The sequence below is a fragment of the Azospirillum terrae genome, assembly GCF_053470425.1.
Map to the genome: position 1 here is coordinate 424226 of NZ_JBPXMR010000001.1, position 15636 is coordinate 439861.

Genomic DNA, 15636 nt, shown 5'->3' on the forward strand with positions numbered 1-15636 from the left:
CGCCACAGGTGTGTACCTTTCTGGCAACATCCTATTGCCGGTGCCAATGTCGCTTCAAAACGCAGACAAGACGGCGGACAAATCGGCTGCCTTCTGGGCCCAGCTGTCGCGCTGGGCCGGGCGGGTCGGCCTCGCCAAGCGCCTTGCGGTGGCGCTCAGCCTCGCGGCCATCGCGGCCGGCTTCGCCACCTACGGCGCCCTGACGGAAACCGCACCGTTCGGCGGGTCCAACCCGCGCACGGTGACGCTGCTGCTCATCCTCGACATGGTGCTTCTGCTGCTGCTGGGCGCCCTGGTGGCGCGGCGCATCGTGCAGATCTGGATCGGGCACCGGCGAGGCATGGCGGGCTCGCGCCTGCACGTGCGGCTGGTGGCGGTGTTCAGCCTGCTGGCGGTGGCGCCGGCCATCGTGGTGGCCGCCTTCTCGGCAATCTTCTTCTACGTCGGCGTCCAGTCCTGGTTCAGCGACAAGGTGCGCACCGCCGTGCATGAGTCGCTGGAGGTGGCGAGCGCCTATCTGCACGAACACCAGCAGAACATCCGCGCCGACGCGCTGGCCATGGCCAACGACCTGAACCAGGAGGCGGTGCAGCTGTCCGCCGACCCCGATCGCTTCGATCAGGTGGTGTCCACCCAGGCGGCATTGCGCGCCCTGTCCGAGGCGATCGTCTTTCAGGGCACCACCGGGCGCATCCTGGCGCGCTCCGGCTACAGCTTCGCACTGGAGTTCGACCCGATCCCCGACACCGGGCTGGAGCAGGCGCGCAACGGAGAGGTCGTGCTGATCGTGCACGACAACGACGACCGCGTGCGGGCGCTGATCCGCCTGGACCGCTTCGTCGACACCTACCTATACGTCGGCCGCGTCGTCGAATCGAAGGTGCTGGCGCATTACGCAGCCGCCAAGGGTGCCGTCACCTCCTATGCCGAACTGGAGGGGCAGCGCGGCAGCCTGCAAATCACCTTCACGGCGATCTTCGTCATCGTGGCGCTGCTGCTGCTCATGGCGGCGGTGTGGGCGGGCCTCAACTTCGCCGGCAAGCTGGCGCGGCCGATCTCGGCGCTGATCGGGGCGGCGGAGAGGGTGCGTGCCGGCGACCTCCAGGTCCGCGTGGCCGAGCCGCGCGACGAGGACGAACTGGCCCTGCTGTCGCGCGCCTTCAACCGCATGACCACCGAGATCGAGAGTCAACGGCGCGAACTGCTCCAGGCCAACAGCCAGCTCGACCAGCGCCGCCGCTTCACCGAAACCGTTCTGGGGGGTGTGACCGCCGGCGTCATCGGCCTGGATGCCGATGGAATCATCAACCTGCCCAATCTTTCGGCTGCCCGTCTTTTGGGCGTTGACGACCCGGAGACACTGATCGGCCGCCGGCTGGTCGAGCTGTCGCCGGAGATGGGCGAACTGCTGGACAACGCGCCGCGCCGCCCCGGCCGCCCGATGCAGGAGCACGTGCAGATCCGCCGGCCGGGCAGCGCCCCGCTGACCCTGCTGGTGCGCATCAGCGCCGAGGCCGGGGCCGGGGAGATCCGCGGTTACGTCGTCACCTTCGACGACATCACCGAACTGGTTTCGGCGCAGCGCAAGGCCGCCTGGGCCGACGTGGCGCGCCGCATCGCGCACGAGATCAAGAACCCGCTCACCCCGATCCAGCTCTCGGCCGAGCGGTTGCGCCGCAAGTACCTGAAGCAGATCACGCCCGACGACACCGAGGTGTTCACCATGTGCACGGACACCATCGTCCGGCAGGTGGACGACATCCGGCGCATGGTGGACGAGTTCTCGGCCTTTGCGCGCATGCCGCAGCCGGTAATGAAGCCGGTCAACGTCAACGATCTGGTCCGTCAGGCGGTGTTCCTGCAAACCAGCGCGCACGCCGGCAAGGTGAAGTTCGACGTCGAGCTGCCGGCCGGGCCGCTGACCGTGGCGTGCGATTCCCGGCAGATCAGCCAGGCGCTGACCAATCTGTTGCAGAACGCCGTCGACTCCATCGAGGGCCGCCCGCCACCCGAGGACGGCGCCGAACCGGTGCCCGGCCACATCGGCGTGCGCATCGACGCCGACGCCGAGCGGGTGGCGCTGATCGTCGAGGACAACGGCAAGGGCCTCCCCCAGGAGGAGCGGCACCGCCTGACCGAGCCCTACGTCACCACGCGCACCAAGGGCACGGGGCTGGGGCTGGCGATCGTCAAGAAGATCATGGAAGACCACGGCGGCGAGTTGACGCTCGACGACCGGCCGGAGGGCGGCGCGCGGGTCGCCCTGGTCATTCCGCGCAACAATGCGGCTGCAAATCCCTTGGATGAGGGGCTCGCAGTCGTGGATGAGAGGCCGGCGCAGACCGGCGGAGAACAGAGGCGGGCAGTCAATGGCTCATGACATTCTGATCGTCGATGACGAGTCGGACATCCGGATGCTCATCGCGGGCATCTTGACCGACGAGGGCAACAAGACGCGCGAGGCGGGGGACGCCGATCAGGCGCTCGCCCAGGTCGCGGCGCGGCGGCCGAGCCTTGTCATTCTCGACATCTGGCTGCAAGGCAGCCGGCTCGACGGCTTGCAGATCCTCGAACAGCTGATGCGCGACCACCCGAACCTGCCGGTGATCATGATCTCCGGCCACGGGACCATCGAGACCGCGGTCAGCGCCATCAAGATCGGCGCCTACGACTTCATCGAGAAGCCGTTCAAGGCCGACCGCCTGTTGCTGATGGTCGATCGCGCCATCGAAGCGGCGCGGCTGCGGCGTGAAAACGAGGAGCTGCGGCTGCGCGCCGGCGGCGAGGTCGAACTGATCGGCCGCTCCAACACCATCACCCAGGTGCGCCAGAACATCGAGAAGGTGGCGCCGACCGGCAGCCGCGTGCTGATCACCGGCCCGGCCGGTTCGGGCAAGGAGGTGGTGGCGCGCCAGCTCCACCAGCGCTCGCGCCGCAACACCGGGCCGTTCGTCGGGCTGAACTGCGCCACCATGCGCCCCGACCGGCTGGAGATCGAGCTGTTCGGCACCGAGGCCGGCGTGGACGGGCAGGGCCGCAAGATCGGCACCTTCGAGCAGGCGCACGGCGGCACCCTGCTGCTGGACGAGGTGGCCGACATGCCGCTGGAAACCCAGGGCAAGATCGTCCGCGCGCTTCAGGAGCAGACCTTCGAGCGCGTCGGCGGCGGCCACCGGGTCGAGGTGGACGTGCGCGTCATCGCCACCTCCAACCGCGACCTCCAGGCCGAGATCGACAACGGGCGGTTCCGCCAGGATCTGTTCTACCGCTTGGCCGTGGTGCCGATCCGCGTGCCGTCGCTGGCCGAGCGGCGCGAGGACATCCCGCTGCTGGCCAAGCACTTCATGCAGCGCTCGGCCGACGCCGCCGGCCTGCCGACGCGCGAGTTCGGCGAGGACTCCATGGCGGCGCTCCAGGCCTACGACTGGCCGGGCAACGTGCGCCAGCTGCGCAACGTGGTGGACTGGCTGCTGATCATGGCGCAGGGCGATCACAAGGAGCCGATCCGCGCCGACATGCTGCCGCCGGAGATCGGCGCCATCACCCCGACCGTGCTGAAGTGGGACAAAGGCGGCGAGATCATGGGACTGCCTCTGCGCGAAGCGCGCGAGGTGTTCGAGCGCGAGTATCTGCTGGCGCAGGTAACACGCTTCGGCGGGAACATCTCGCGCACCGCGGCCTTCGTCGGCATGGAGCGCTCGGCCCTGCACCGCAAGCTCAAGAGCCTGGGCGTGCACGGCAACGAGAAGGGCAAGGCGTTCATCGATTGATGGGAACGCTCCCTTTTACCAGCTTGGTATGACCGCTTCCTGGTGTTACACCGGGCGGGAAAACGTCTGTTGTCTCGTCGGGTCCAGCAACGAAGCCGGCAAAAGAAGAACGAAGAACCAATGGCTCGATGGGCTTACGTCAACGGCCGCTATGTGCCCCATGACCGCGCCGCGGTCCACGTCGAGGACCGCGGCTACCAGTTGGCCGATGGGGTGTACGAGGTCGTCACCGTTCTGGACGGCCGCTTCGCCGACATGGACGGCCATATGGAGCGCCTGGGCCGCAGCCTGGACGCGCTGCAAGTCCCCTGGCCGGTCGAGTGCCGCGTGCTGGAGCGCATCGTGCGCGAGCTGGTGCGGCGCAACGGCGTCCGCAATGGCGGCGTCTATATGCAGGTGAGCCGCGGCGTGGCGCCGCGCGACTTCCGCTTCCCGTCGCCGCGCCCTTCGGCGCTGGTGGTCACCACTCGCCGGGTGCAGCGCTGGACCCAGCCGGGGCAGCTTGAGGACGGCGTGCCGGTCATCACCATCCCCGACATCCGCTGGGGCCGGCGGGACATCAAGACGACTGGCCTGCTGGCGCAGGTGCTGGGCAAGCAGCGGGCGGCCGAGGCCGGTGCCTTCGAGGCGTGGATGATCGATCCCGACGGCACGGTGACCGAGGGCTGCTCCTCCAACGCCTGGATCGTCACATTCGATGGACGGCTGGTCACCCGCGAACCGAGCCATAAGATCCTCAACGGCGTCACCCGGCTGGCACTGCTGCGTCTGGCGCGAGACGCCGGCCTGCCGGTCGAGGAACGGTCCTTCACCGTGGAGGAGGCCTATGCGGCACGCGAGGCGTTCGTGTCGTCGGCCGGCACCTTCGCCCTGCCGGTGACACGCATCGACGGCCACCCCGTTGGTATCGGCAAACCAGGGCCGGTGACGCTGAGCCTGCGGCGGGCCTACATCGACGACGTTCTGCGGAGACCCGCGTGACCCTTTCCCCGACCTTGCCGCGCGCCGTGCTGTACGACTGGGACAACACCCTGGTCGACAACTGGGGCACCATCCGCGCCGCCCTCAACCACACCCTCGTCGTCCATGGCCTGGAGCCCTGGACCGAAGAGGAATCGCGCGTGCGAATCAAACAGTCGCTGCGCGACAGCTTCCCGCGCATCTTCGGCGAGCGCTGGACCGACGCCCGCGACCAGTTCTACGCCTATTTCGAAGCGCACCACCTGGAACACCTCCGGCCGTTGCCGGGCGCGCTGGCGCTGCTGGAAACTCTGGCCGCGCGCGGCGTGTATCAGGCGGTGGTCTCCAACAAGACCGGCCGGTTCCTGCGCGCCGAGGCCGACGCGCTGGGCTGGACACGCTTCTTCGGGCGTCTGGTCGGCGCCCAGGACGCCGAGGCCGACAAACCGCACTGCGCGCCCGTGCAGATGGCCCTGGCCCCATCGGGGATTGCACCATCGGCCGAGGTGTGGTTCATCGGCGACGCCGACATCGACATGGAATGCGCCCACGCGGCCGGAATCGTGCCGGTTCTCGTGGGTGACGCGGAGGGGGAGGGGTTCGGCCGTTTCCCGCCGACGCACCGGTATGACACCTGTCACGCGCTGTGTGGCTTGGTGCGCAGCATCGGTGATACCATATCCGTCCAAGCTCCGAACGGGACGGGTGCGGCTGACTGAACGACAAAGCGTTACGGGGAGCGGGCTCTTGAGGAGCCCCAATAAACATCGAAGAAGGGGGCAAAAGAACATGTCTGAAAAAAGCCAAAACGTGCAGGACGTATTTCTCAACCACGTCCGTAAAAATAAGACTCCCGTGACGGTCTTCCTGGTGAATGGCGTCAAGCTTCAGGGCATCATCACCTGGTTCGATAACTTTTCCGTCCTGCTGCGACGGGATGCGCATTCGCAATTGGTGTACAAGCACGCGATCTCCACCGTGATGCCGGCACACCCGATCCAACTCTTCGAGCCGCCCAAGGAAGGTGAGAGCGATTAACGCCCTGCTTAACGGTATGTCGGCCAACGGCGCGCCCGCCAACGGTGCCAGCAACGGTGAAGGCCAGAAGCCGCACGGCTCCGGCCGCGCCATCGTCATCCATCCGGTGCTGCGCGACGCCCACGAGGCGCCGCGCGCGCCGGAGGCTTGCCTGGAGGAAGCGGTCGGCCTCGCCCGCGCGATCGAACTGGACATCGTGCACGCCGAGTGCGTGCGGGTCAGCCGCCCGCACCCCTCGACCCTGCTCGGTTCCGGCACCGTCGAACACCTTGCCGAGATCGTCGAGGAGAGCGAGGCGACCGTGGTCGTCCTCGACCACGCGCTCAGCCCGGTGCAGCAGCGCAACCTGGAGCGTGGGGTCAAGGCCAAGGTCATCGACCGCACCGGCCTGATCCTGGAGATCTTCGGCGCCCGCGCCCGCACCCGCGAGGGTATGTTGCAGGTCGAACTGGCCTCGCTGACCTACCAGAAATCCCGCCTCGTGCGGTCGTGGACCCACTTGGAGCGCCAGCGCGGCGGCTTCGGTTTCCTCGGCGGCCCCGGCGAATCGCAGCTGGAAATGGATCGCCGTCTCATTGGCGACCGCATCATCAAGATCAAAAAGGAACTGGAGGAGGTCCGCCGGACCCGCGGCCTGCACCGCAAGGCGCGCGCCAAGGTGCCGTACCCGGTGGTGGCGCTGGTCGGCTACACCAACGCCGGCAAATCGACGCTGTTCAACCGGCTGGCCAACGCCGACGTGTTCGCCAAGGACCTGCTGTTCGCCACGCTGGACCCAACCATGCGGCAGGTGACGCTGCCCTCCGGCCGTAAGGTCATCCTGTCCGACACGGTGGGCTTCATCTCCGACCTGCCGCACCATCTGGTCGAGGCGTTCCGCGCCACGCTGGAGGAGGTGGACGGCGCCGACATCATTCTGCACGTGCGCGACATCTCGCACCTGGACACCGACGCCCAGCGTGACGACGTGGCGGAGGTGCTGCGCGACATCGGCATCGACCCGGAAACCGACGACCGCGTCGTCGAGGTGCTGAACAAGATCGACTGCCTGGACGAGGCGGGGCGCGCCGCGCTGGCCGCCCAGACCAGCCGCGACCCGCGCCGGGTCGGCGTTTCGGCGCTGACGGGGCAGGGGATCGATGCGCTGGATGCGCTGCTCGACCAACGCATGAACATCGGGCGGCAAGTGGTGGACCTGTCCATCGAGTTGGGCAACGGCGCCGCGCTGGCGTGGCTCTACGACCGCGGCGAGGTGTTGGAGCGCCGCGACGACGAGGAGCGGGCGCACCTGCACGTGGCGCTCGACCCAGCCGACCTCGCCCGCTTCGAAAAGCGGTTCTCACCGGAACCGTGAGCGCAGCGATGCGGATTTGTCCATGGCGGCGGGCGTCGAGCGGCTCCATAATGGCCGCGTCGCTCCCTCCGACCATGCCGGTTCCCGTGCGGGCACTCCTTGTCCTTTTCCTGCTGCTGGTCGCGTCGCCGGCGTTCGCCGAGGATGTCCTCGACGACTCGCCTGAACCGCCGCTGCCCCGGCCGCCGGCGGAAATGCCCCTGGCGCCGCCCGGCCCGGTGGTGCTCGGCCCCGACCCGCGCGAACTGCTGGTCGAGCAGTGCAAGGACGAAGATTTCGTCGAGTGCTTCAAGAAGTGGCGCCCGCCGGCACCGCCTCCGCCCCCGCCTGAACCGGAGAAGAAAGAAGCGAAAGCCACCGAGCCACCGCCGGCCGGACCTCCCGACCCCAACGCGCCGCGCGATCCTGCCGTTGGCGGCCCCTTGGTCGGTCCGCCACCGGTGCCGCAGCCTGAAGCCGATCAGGCCACCTACGAGGCCCTGGTCAAGGCAATGAAGGAGGCGGGGCTTGAAGGGAGGGTAGGGATGCCCAATCCTCCTCAGGACGGCAGCAGCACCATGGAACTCGCACCGCCTAAGAAGGCTGCCGGCCCCAAGCCCGACTCCAGAAAACCCGATCCGAAGCAGAAGGCACCGGCCAAACCGTGACCCCTTCCAATCTCCCCGACCTCGACCGCGTTTCAGCATTGATCCGGGAGGTCGCCGAGAGTGAGATCCTCCCGTATTTCCGCCAGCTCTCCAAGGAGCACGTGCGCGAGAAGACCGGCCCCACCGACCTCGTCACCATCGCCGACGAGGCGGGCGAGCGGGCGCTTACCCCGCGCCTGATGGAACTGGTGCCCGGCAGCATCGTGGTGGGTGAGGAGGCGGTGTCCGCCGACCCCTCGGTACTCAAGCGCGTGTTCGCCGACGAACCGGTGTGGATCATCGACCCGGTGGACGGCACCATCAATTTCGCCGCCGGCAATCCAACTTTTGCGGTGATCGTCGCCTATGTGCGTGGCGGCGAGACGCTGGCCGGTTGGATTCACGACCCGTGCACCGGCCGCACCGCAGTCGCGGCGAAGGGGCAGGGCGCCTGGATGGATGGCCGCCGCCTGCGCGTCGCCGAGCCCGTCCCGATCGACGCGATGGTCGGCGCGCTCTCCACCCGCTTCACCGACGAAGCGGCCCTGGAACGGTTGACGCGACGCCGCTCCTCGGTGAAGGAGGTCGTCTGCCTCGCCTGCGCGGCGCACGAGTATCTGCGGCTCATCGAGGGTGTCAGCCACTTCTCGACCTACCACCGCCTGATGCCGTGGGACCACGCAGCAGGCGTGCTGCTGCACGCCGAAGCCGGCGGACACGCGGCCTTGGTGGAAGGCCAGCCCTACGGCCCGACGATCCTGGAAGGCAGCCTGCTTCTGGCCCCCGACGCCGAGAGCTGGACGCGGTTGCGCGACACGCTGTACCGCTAAGCTTTCGGCTCCTCGCGTTTGGCCTGCTGCCAGAACGCTTCCATCTCGTCGAGGGTGGCGTCCTCGGGCTTGCGGCCCTGGCCGGACAGCAATTCCTCGATGCGATGGAAGCGGCGCTCGAACTTGGCGTTGGTGCCACGCAAGGCGCCTTCCGGGTCGACCTCCAGCCGGCGGGCGAGGTTGACCAGCGCGAACAGCAAATCGCCCAATTCGTCGGCGATACGCTCCTGCGCCGCACCCTGCATCATCTCGGCGCGCAGCTCGCCGACCTCTTCTTCGATCTTGTCGAGGATATCGCGCGCGTCCGTCCAGTCGAAGCCGACGCGCGCCGCGCGCTTCTGGAGCTTCAGCGCGCGGGTGAGGGCAGGGAGCCCGGCGATCACCCCGTCGAGGGCGGAAGGCGCGGCCTGCCCCTGCGCGGCGGCCTTGGCGGCGCGCTCGGCCGCCTTGTGCTCCTCCCATCGCGAGGTCTGGTGGTCCGCGGTGCGGATCTCCTCGGAGCCGAAGACGTGCGGGTGGCGGCTGATCATCTTGTCGGCGATGACGCCGGCCACCTCGTCGAAATCGAACAGGCCGTCCTCGCGGGCGAACTGGCTGTAGTAGACGACCTGGAACAGCAGATCGCCCAATTCCTCGCGCAACGCCGGCATATCGCCTTTTTCGATGGCGTCGGCGACCTCGTACGCTTCTTCGATGGTGTGTGGGGCGATGGTGCGGTAGGTCTGCTCCAGATCCCACGGGCAGCCGCTCTGCGGATCGCGCAGGCGGGCCATGATGTCGAGCAGGCGGTCGATGTTGCGGGCCATGGGGCAGCTCGGCGGTGTCGGGAGGATGTGCCGACCTTAACCGAGCGCCGTTTCCCTGGGAAGGCTGCTGCGTGCACATGTAATTATCGTATAAGATATATTATGGAAAATAATGCGAAGGATGGAGAGGGCGATGTCCGAAACCGGTGCCTTCCCGTGAGGTCCCTTGTTGGATAAGCTCCGGCGTCGTCCCCGCAGCTCCGGTCGCCGCTTCCCATGACGTTTTTCCTGTCCCGCTGGTTCCCAGGCCTCGCCGTCGTCGCGTTTTGCGCCGCCACGTCGCCGGCCCTTGCCCAGAATGTCAACGTCCAGAACATCGACTGCCGCAAGCCGTCGAAGCCCGTTGAGCGCACCGTGTGCACCAGCGCCGATCTGCGGGCTCGCGACGAACAGCTCGGCGAAGCCTATGGCGCGCTGATCGCCTACACGCCGCGCAACGAGCGTGACGGCGTTCAGCAGGCGCACACCGCATGGCTGGCCGAGCGCGACCGCGGCTGCGACGACAAGGCCAAGGCGAAGGCATGCATCGCGCTCTATGAAAAGCGCACCGAGGACTTGGCGAAGACCTCCCAGGCGGCGCAGAAGCGCTTGTCCGCGATTGCCTCCAGCATCCCGAAGGACGCGAAGGCCGCGGCGGCGGCCCTGCAACGCTACGATGGCGCGGCGGCCAAGGCGTGGCTGGTCTATCTGTACCACACCGGCGCGGTGGCCGTGCCGGACAAGGATGCCGAGATCAGCCGGCTGGCGCGCGAGATCCTCGACCGCAGTCTCCCGAACGACCCGTATCTGCTTGAAGAGATGAAGAATATCGGCGACGTGGCGAAGGCGGATACCGGCGGCATGCTGCTGTTCCTGCGCCACGCGCTGTCCACCACGGAGCTGGACGCACCGTGCTTCCTGTTCACTAAACACGGCCAGCCGGCTTTCGAGGCGTTCGGTCCGTTCTGGGGCAATGGGCGCGACGACACGCCGGAGCTGTGCCACGACATGCGCTCCATCTACGAGATGGCGGAATGGAAGAAGCTCGCGTCCGTCATCGACCCGGCCATCGCCCCGGCGCTGGAAGAGCGCGGCAGCATTCGCCACGGCTATGAGCGGCAGTTCGCCGTGGACGCCCTCCAGGCCTCCATGGTGCCGAGCACGTTGCTGGAAGCGCCGCATTCCGCCGAGGCCAGGAAGGCCGCCGAGACCCGCGACAAGGCGGTGGACGCCTTCCGCGGCTGGAAGGATTTCAAGGTCTGGCCGGAAGCGCAGCACAAGGCTGCCGTCGCCGCCCTGCCCCCGGCAATCGCAGCGACATCAAAGCTTTACCAGGAAACGTTCAAGCTGTCTGCAAAGACCGCCGAGCAGGCCGCCCGCGCCGCCGCCGACCGTTTCATCGCCAGCCGGGTCGTCCTGCTGACCGCCGAGGAGGCGATGGACGACGAGTAGCCCCGCCCTACCCGTCTGTCTTTATCCGTCCACCTCGATGACCAGTCCGTCGTAGGCGGGCTCGACGCCCGGCGGCAGCATGCGGAGGACGGTCTCGTAGTCCATGGTCTGGTTCATGTGCGTGAGGTAGGCTCGCTTCGGCTTCACGCGGGCGATCCACTCCAGCGTCTGCGCCAGATGCGAGTGCACGGGGTGCGGCGGCTCGACGCGCACGCAATCGACCACCCACACGTCGATGCCCTCCAGCGCGGCGAAGGCCGCCTCGTCCAGGCGCACCACGTCGGTGGAGTAAGCGAATGTGCCAAACCGGAAGCCGAGAGTCGGCATGTAGCCGTGGTCCTGCACGAAGGGCACGACCCGCAGTCCGCCGATGTCGAACGGCGCTTCGACCACGTGCGGCACCAGCACCGGCCGGTAGATCGGATCGCCCGGGTTCAGCGGCGCGAAGGCGTAGCCGAAGCGGGCGGCAATGTCGTCCAGGTGCTTGGCCATGCCGTACACCGGCAACGGCGCCTGCATCAGCCGGCAGATCTCGCGCAACTCGTCCAGGCCGTGCGCATGGTCGGCGTGGTTGTGCGTCCACAGAACCCCGTCCAGGCGCCGCACGTCGGCGTCCAGAAGCTGCTGGCGCAGATCCGGCGAGGTGTCCACCAGGATGCTCGCCCCGCCCTGCTCCACCAGCACCGATGCGCGCGAGCGCCGGTTTCTGGGGTTGGCCGGGTCGCAGTCGCCCCACTGGTTGCCGATCACCGGCACCCCGGACGAGCCGCCGCAGCCCAGCACGGTGACGCGCATGCCGGTCACGCGTTCGGCCTCGGCACGCGGTCGAACAGGCGGAAGAAGTTGTCGGTGGTGATCCGCGCCATCTCCTCCGGCGCGACACCCTTGACGGCGGCGACCGATGCCGCGGTGTGCGCCACGTAGGCCGGCTCGTTGCGCTTGCCGCGGAACGGCATGGGGGCGAGGTAGGGCGCGTCGGTCTCGACCAGGATGCGGTCGAGCGGCACGTCCTTGACGATGGCCCGCAGATCGTCGGACTTCTTGAAGGTCACAATGCCCGACAGCGACAGCGAAAAGCCGAAATCAAGAGCGTCTTCAGCCACTTCGCGGCCGGAGCTGAAGCAGTGCAGCAAGCCCTTCACCGGCCGCCCGGCGGCCTCCTCGCGGACCACGCGCATGATGTCGTGGTCCGCGTCGCGGGTGTGGATGATCAGCGGCAGCCCGGCTTCCATGGCCGCGCGGATGTGCATGCGGAAGCACTCCTGCTGCACGTCGCGCGGGCTCTTGTCGTAGTAGTAATCGAGGCCGGTCTCGCCGATGCCGATCACCTTCGGGTGCTTCGCCAGCTCGACCAGCCGCTCGACGCTGACTCCAGCAATCTCCTCTTGCGCCTGATGCGGGTGGACGCCTAGCGAGCAATACACGTCGTCGAACCGCTCGGCGACCGCGCGCACTTGGTCGAACCGGGTCAGGTAGGTGCAGATGGTGACCATCCGCCCCACCCCGGCGGCCCTCGCCCGCTCGACGACGGCGTCCAGTTCCTCGGCGAAGTCCGGAAAATCCAGATGGCAGTGACTGTCGACCAGCATCAGGCCTTGGGCTCCTCGACGAAACGCGGGAACACGCCCTGCGGGGCGGGAAGCGGCGTCCCTGCCGTCAACGCGCCTGCCGGGCCAAGGTTGCCGAAGCCGCGCGCGTCGGCGCCCTGCCCCAGCTGGTCGAGGATCTTCGCCGACGCCTCGGGCATCACCGGCTGCGTCAGGATGGCAAGGTGGCGGACCGTCTCGGCCAGCACGTACAGCACGGTGCCCATGCGCGGCGGGTCGGTCTTCTTCAGCGCCCACGGCGCCTGCTCGTCCACATAGCGGTTGGCGTCGCCGATGACGGCCCACAGCGCGTCCAGCGCCTTGTGGAAGGCCTGCACGTCCATCTCGGCGCGCAGCACCGGCAACAGCGCGTGGGCGGCGCCCAGCAGCTTGTCGTCGGCCTCGGTGAACGGGCCGGGCTGCGGCACCTGGGCGCCGCAGTTCTTGTTGATCATCGACAGCACGCGCTGGACGAGGTTGCCGTAGTCGTTCGCCAGATTGCCGTTGATCCGCTGCACCATGGCGGTGTGCGAGAAATCGCCGTCGTTGCCGAACGGCACCTCGCGCAGCAGGAAATAGCGCGTCTGGTCGAGACCGTAGGTGGTCACCAGCTGCTCGGGCGCGATGACGTTGCCGAGCGACTTGGACATCTTCTGCCCCTCGATGGTCCACCAGCCGTGCGCGAAGACGCGCTTGGGCGGCTGAAGACCGGCGGCCATCAGGAAGGCCGGCCAGTAGACGGCGTGGAAGCGCAGAATGTCCTTGCCGACCATGTGCAGGTCGGCGGGCCAGTATTTGGCGTACTCGCCGCTTTCGTCGGGGTAGCCGACGGCGGTGATGTAGTTGGTCAGCGCGTCCAGCCAGACATACATGATGTGCGCGTCGTCGCCGGGCACCGGGATGCCCCACTTGAACGTCGTGCGGCTGACCGAGAGGTCCTTCAGGCCGCCCTTGACGAACGACATCACCTCGTTGCGCTTGGATGGCGGCAGGATGAAGTCGGGATTCCTTTCGTAGAATTCCAACAGGCGGTCCTGCCACGCCGACAGGCGGAAGAAGTAGCTGGGCTCCTCCACCCATTCGCACTCGGCGCCGGTGGGGGCGATCTTCTTGCCGGTCGGCGTGGTGGTCAGTTCGTCCTCGCCGTAGAACGCCTCGTCGCGCACCGAATACCAGCCGGTGTAGCCGCCCAGATAGATCTCCCCGGCGTCCTTAAGGCGCGTCCACAGCGCCTGCACCGACTTGACGTGGCGTGGCTCGGTGGTGCGGATGAAGTCGTCGTTGGAATAATTCATCACACCGACGAGGTCGCGGAAGTTCTGCGACACCCGGTCGGTGAAGGTCTGCGGCGCCACGCCGGCAGCCTGCGCCGACTTCTCGACCTTCTGGCCGTGCTCGTCGGTGCCGGTCAGGAACTTCACGTCGAAGCCGTCCAGCCGCTTGAAGCGGGCGAGCACGTCGCAGGCCAGCGTCGTGTACGCGTGCCCGATGTGCGGCACGTCGTTCACGTAGTAGATCGGCGTCGTCAAATAATAGGTCTTCGACCCGGCCATGGTCGGTGCACTCCCGAAAAATCCCAGTCCGGCTTTGGGCCGGATTCCGTTCAGTTGGCGGCCGCCTCGAGCGTCGCCAAGGCGTTCAACACCACCTGCTTGCGATCCAGATTGGCGGATTCCGCACGTGCGAAAAGGCGTCCGATCTTTTCCCACACCTCCACCCAGCGATCAAGGCCGCGGGCGTTGGCCAGCCGGGTCATCAGTGCCGCCTCGCCCGGCACCACCTCGTCCGGCCACGCGCCGCGCGCCAGCGCGCGGGCGAAACGCGCCAGCCACCAGACCAGCAAATCGGTCGCCGTGTCGTACAGGCCGTCGTCCTGCTTGCGCGTCAGCTTGTCGCCGAAGGCGTGCGCCGCGGGGATGTCCAGCCGCGGCAGCGAGCCCAGCAGTCCCATCAGCTCGCGATACAGGCCAAGCCCGCCGGCATCTGCCAGCGCCACCGCCCGCCCGATGGAGCCCTCCGCCAGCCGCGCCAGCGCCCAGCGGTCGTCGTCCGTCACCTCCGGCCGGTGCTGCGCCAGCAGCCCAACCACCGCGTCGTCGCTCAGCGGGTTCAGCGTCAGCTTGCGGCAGCGCGAGCGGATGGTCGGCAGCATGCCGCCGGGGTTGTCGGACACCAGCAGCAGCAGAGCGCCGGGCGGCGGCTCCTCCAGGATCTTCAGGATGGCGTTCAGGCCGGCGACGTTCATGCGGTCGGCACCATCGATGATGGCGACTCGCCAGCCTTCCTCGGCCGAGGTCTTGCGCAGGAAGGGAGCAATCTTACGGACGTCGTCGACGGCGATGTCGCGCTTCATGCGGTCGCGCTTCTCGTCCATCTGCCGCTCAACCGTCATCAGGTCGGCGTGCCCACCCGAGGCGACGCGGCGGTAGACGGGGTTGTCCGGCGCGAGGTGCAGCGAGGCCGGCGCTTCCGGCGCGCCGAACAGGCCGGCGTCGTCGCCCTGCCCCCCGTGCGCGAGCACGAAACGCGCGAAGCGAAACGCCAGCGTCGCCTTGCCGATTCCCGGCGGCCCGCCGATCAGCCACGCGTGCGGCAGCCGTCCGGAATTCCACGCGGCCAGCAGCGTGCGCTCCGCGTCCCCATGACCGATCAAGTCCGGGTTGCGGCGCGGGGCGAGCGCGTCGATCTCGACAGGCTCGGCGGCTTTGGCGGCGCGGCTCACAGTGTGTCGGTTCCTCTCAACATGGGCGCACAGTGGCGCATCGGCGCGGCGCGGTCCAGCCCGTTACCGGCAGCGTTGCTGGTTGGCCGGCGCGCGGCTCCACACCTCGGTGCGGCCGAACAGCGGGATGCCGACGTAGCCGCGCAGGCGCAGGCGATCGGGGCCGTCCGGCTCCATGGTGCCGCTGTACGTGTTGCCCGACTCCGGGTCGTAGACCCAGCCATCCTCCCAGCCCGTCGCCGACGGCTTGAAGCCGCCCAGCATGGTGATGCCGCACAGCCGCCGCCTGCGCTGCTCGGGCGAGGGGTTCTTGCTGTCGAGCCCAGCGTCGGGGCCGCTGCGCTTTTCCAGGTACCAGACCAGCCGCCCACACGCCGTCGTGCCGCAGGGTTGGACCTCGATGGCCGCCTCGCGGTTCGCCGTCAGCCAGACGCCGAAGGCATCCGGCGGCGCGGCCAACGCGGGCGTTGCAATCAGCGAAGCCAGGATGAACGGGATCGTTGCGCGCATGGG

15 protein-coding genes are annotated in these 15636 nt (G+C 68.0%); 9 read left to right on the plus strand and 6 right to left on the minus strand.

Annotation, left to right across the window (positions count from 1 at the left end; translation table 11 throughout):
• The first annotated feature begins 46 nt into the window (after positions 1-46).
• The 8 genes from ACSVDD_RS01895 (at position 47) to ACSVDD_RS01930 (ending at position 8578) form a co-directional block, all read left to right on the plus strand.
• Positions 47-2380, plus strand: a complete 2334-nt coding sequence (locus ACSVDD_RS01895) for a sensor histidine kinase NtrY-like (protein ID WP_448187597.1) — start codon at positions 47-49, stop codon at positions 2378-2380.
• Positions 2370-3770 carry a nitrogen assimilation response regulator NtrX gene (gene ntrX, locus ACSVDD_RS01900; protein WP_448187598.1) on the plus strand — a complete coding sequence of 467 codons (1401 nt, stop codon included), beginning with the start codon at positions 2370-2372 and terminating at the stop codon, positions 3768-3770. Before ACSVDD_RS01895 ends, ntrX begins: the two co-directional genes overlap by 11 nt.
• A gap of 120 nt (positions 3771-3890) precedes the next feature.
• Positions 3891-4751 (plus strand): D-amino-acid transaminase, encoded by an 861-nt coding sequence (locus ACSVDD_RS01905; protein WP_448187599.1) that lies wholly within the window; start codon positions 3891-3893, stop codon positions 4749-4751.
• Positions 4748-5449, plus strand: a complete 702-nt coding sequence (locus ACSVDD_RS01910) for an HAD family hydrolase (protein WP_448187600.1) — start codon at positions 4748-4750, stop codon at positions 5447-5449. Before ACSVDD_RS01905 ends, ACSVDD_RS01910 begins: the two co-directional genes overlap by 4 nt.
• A 70-nt stretch (positions 5450-5519) precedes the next feature.
• Positions 5520-5768 (plus strand): RNA chaperone Hfq, encoded by a 249-nt coding sequence (hfq, locus tag ACSVDD_RS01915; RefSeq protein ID WP_029007945.1) that lies wholly within the window; start codon positions 5520-5522, stop codon positions 5766-5768.
• A 16-nt stretch (positions 5769-5784) separates the two neighbouring features.
• A complete protein-coding gene (gene hflX, locus ACSVDD_RS01920; RefSeq protein WP_448187601.1) occupies positions 5785-7122 on the plus strand; it encodes a GTPase HflX in 1338 nt (445 codons plus the stop codon).
• A 50-nt stretch (positions 7123-7172) separates the two neighbouring features.
• Positions 7173-7769 carry a hypothetical protein gene (locus ACSVDD_RS01925; protein WP_448187602.1) on the plus strand — a complete coding sequence of 199 codons (597 nt, stop codon included), beginning with the start codon at positions 7173-7175 and terminating at the stop codon, positions 7767-7769.
• Positions 7766-8578 carry an inositol monophosphatase family protein gene (locus ACSVDD_RS01930; RefSeq protein WP_448187603.1) on the plus strand — a complete coding sequence of 271 codons (813 nt, stop codon included), beginning with the start codon at positions 7766-7768 and terminating at the stop codon, positions 8576-8578. The genes ACSVDD_RS01925 and ACSVDD_RS01930 overlap by 4 nt, the downstream gene beginning before the upstream one ends.
• Here ACSVDD_RS01930 and mazG read toward each other — a convergent pair.
• Positions 8575-9384: a nucleoside triphosphate pyrophosphohydrolase gene (gene mazG / locus ACSVDD_RS01935; RefSeq protein WP_448187604.1), complete on the minus strand. Its 810-nt coding sequence runs from the start codon at positions 9382-9384 to the stop codon at positions 8575-8577. The genes ACSVDD_RS01930 and mazG overlap by 4 nt on opposite strands.
• 216 nt (positions 9385-9600) lie before the next feature.
• On the opposite strand from mazG, the gene ACSVDD_RS01940 reads away from it, so the two are divergent.
• Positions 9601-10815, plus strand: a complete 1215-nt coding sequence (locus ACSVDD_RS01940) for a lysozyme inhibitor LprI family protein (protein ID WP_448187605.1) — start codon at positions 9601-9603, stop codon at positions 10813-10815.
• Positions 10816-10836: 21 nt separating this feature from the next.
• Here the strand turns inward: ACSVDD_RS01940 and ACSVDD_RS01945 are convergent, their stop codons facing one another.
• The 5 genes from ACSVDD_RS01945 to ACSVDD_RS01965 form a co-directional block, all read right to left on the minus strand.
• Positions 10837-11610: an MBL fold metallo-hydrolase gene (locus ACSVDD_RS01945; RefSeq protein WP_448188495.1), complete on the minus strand. Its 774-nt coding sequence runs from the start codon at positions 11608-11610 to the stop codon at positions 10837-10839.
• A gap of 5 nt (positions 11611-11615) precedes the next feature.
• Complete coding sequence (locus ACSVDD_RS01950; RefSeq protein ID WP_448187606.1) at positions 11616-12404, minus strand: TatD family hydrolase; 789 nt, start codon at positions 12402-12404, stop codon at positions 11616-11618.
• Complete coding sequence (metG, locus tag ACSVDD_RS01955; RefSeq protein WP_448187607.1) at positions 12404-13954, minus strand: methionine--tRNA ligase; 1551 nt, start codon at positions 13952-13954, stop codon at positions 12404-12406. Before metG ends, ACSVDD_RS01950 begins: the two co-directional genes overlap by 1 nt.
• A gap of 50 nt (positions 13955-14004) precedes the next feature.
• Positions 14005-15123, minus strand: coding sequence for a DNA polymerase III subunit delta' (locus ACSVDD_RS01960; RefSeq protein ID WP_448187608.1), 1119 nt, complete (start codon positions 15121-15123; stop codon positions 14005-14007).
• A gap of 63 nt (positions 15124-15186) precedes the next feature.
• A complete protein-coding gene (locus tag ACSVDD_RS01965) occupies positions 15187-15633 on the minus strand; it encodes a DUF2147 domain-containing protein (RefSeq protein WP_448187609.1) in 447 nt (148 codons plus the stop codon).
• Positions 15634-15636: the final 3 nt, after the last annotated feature.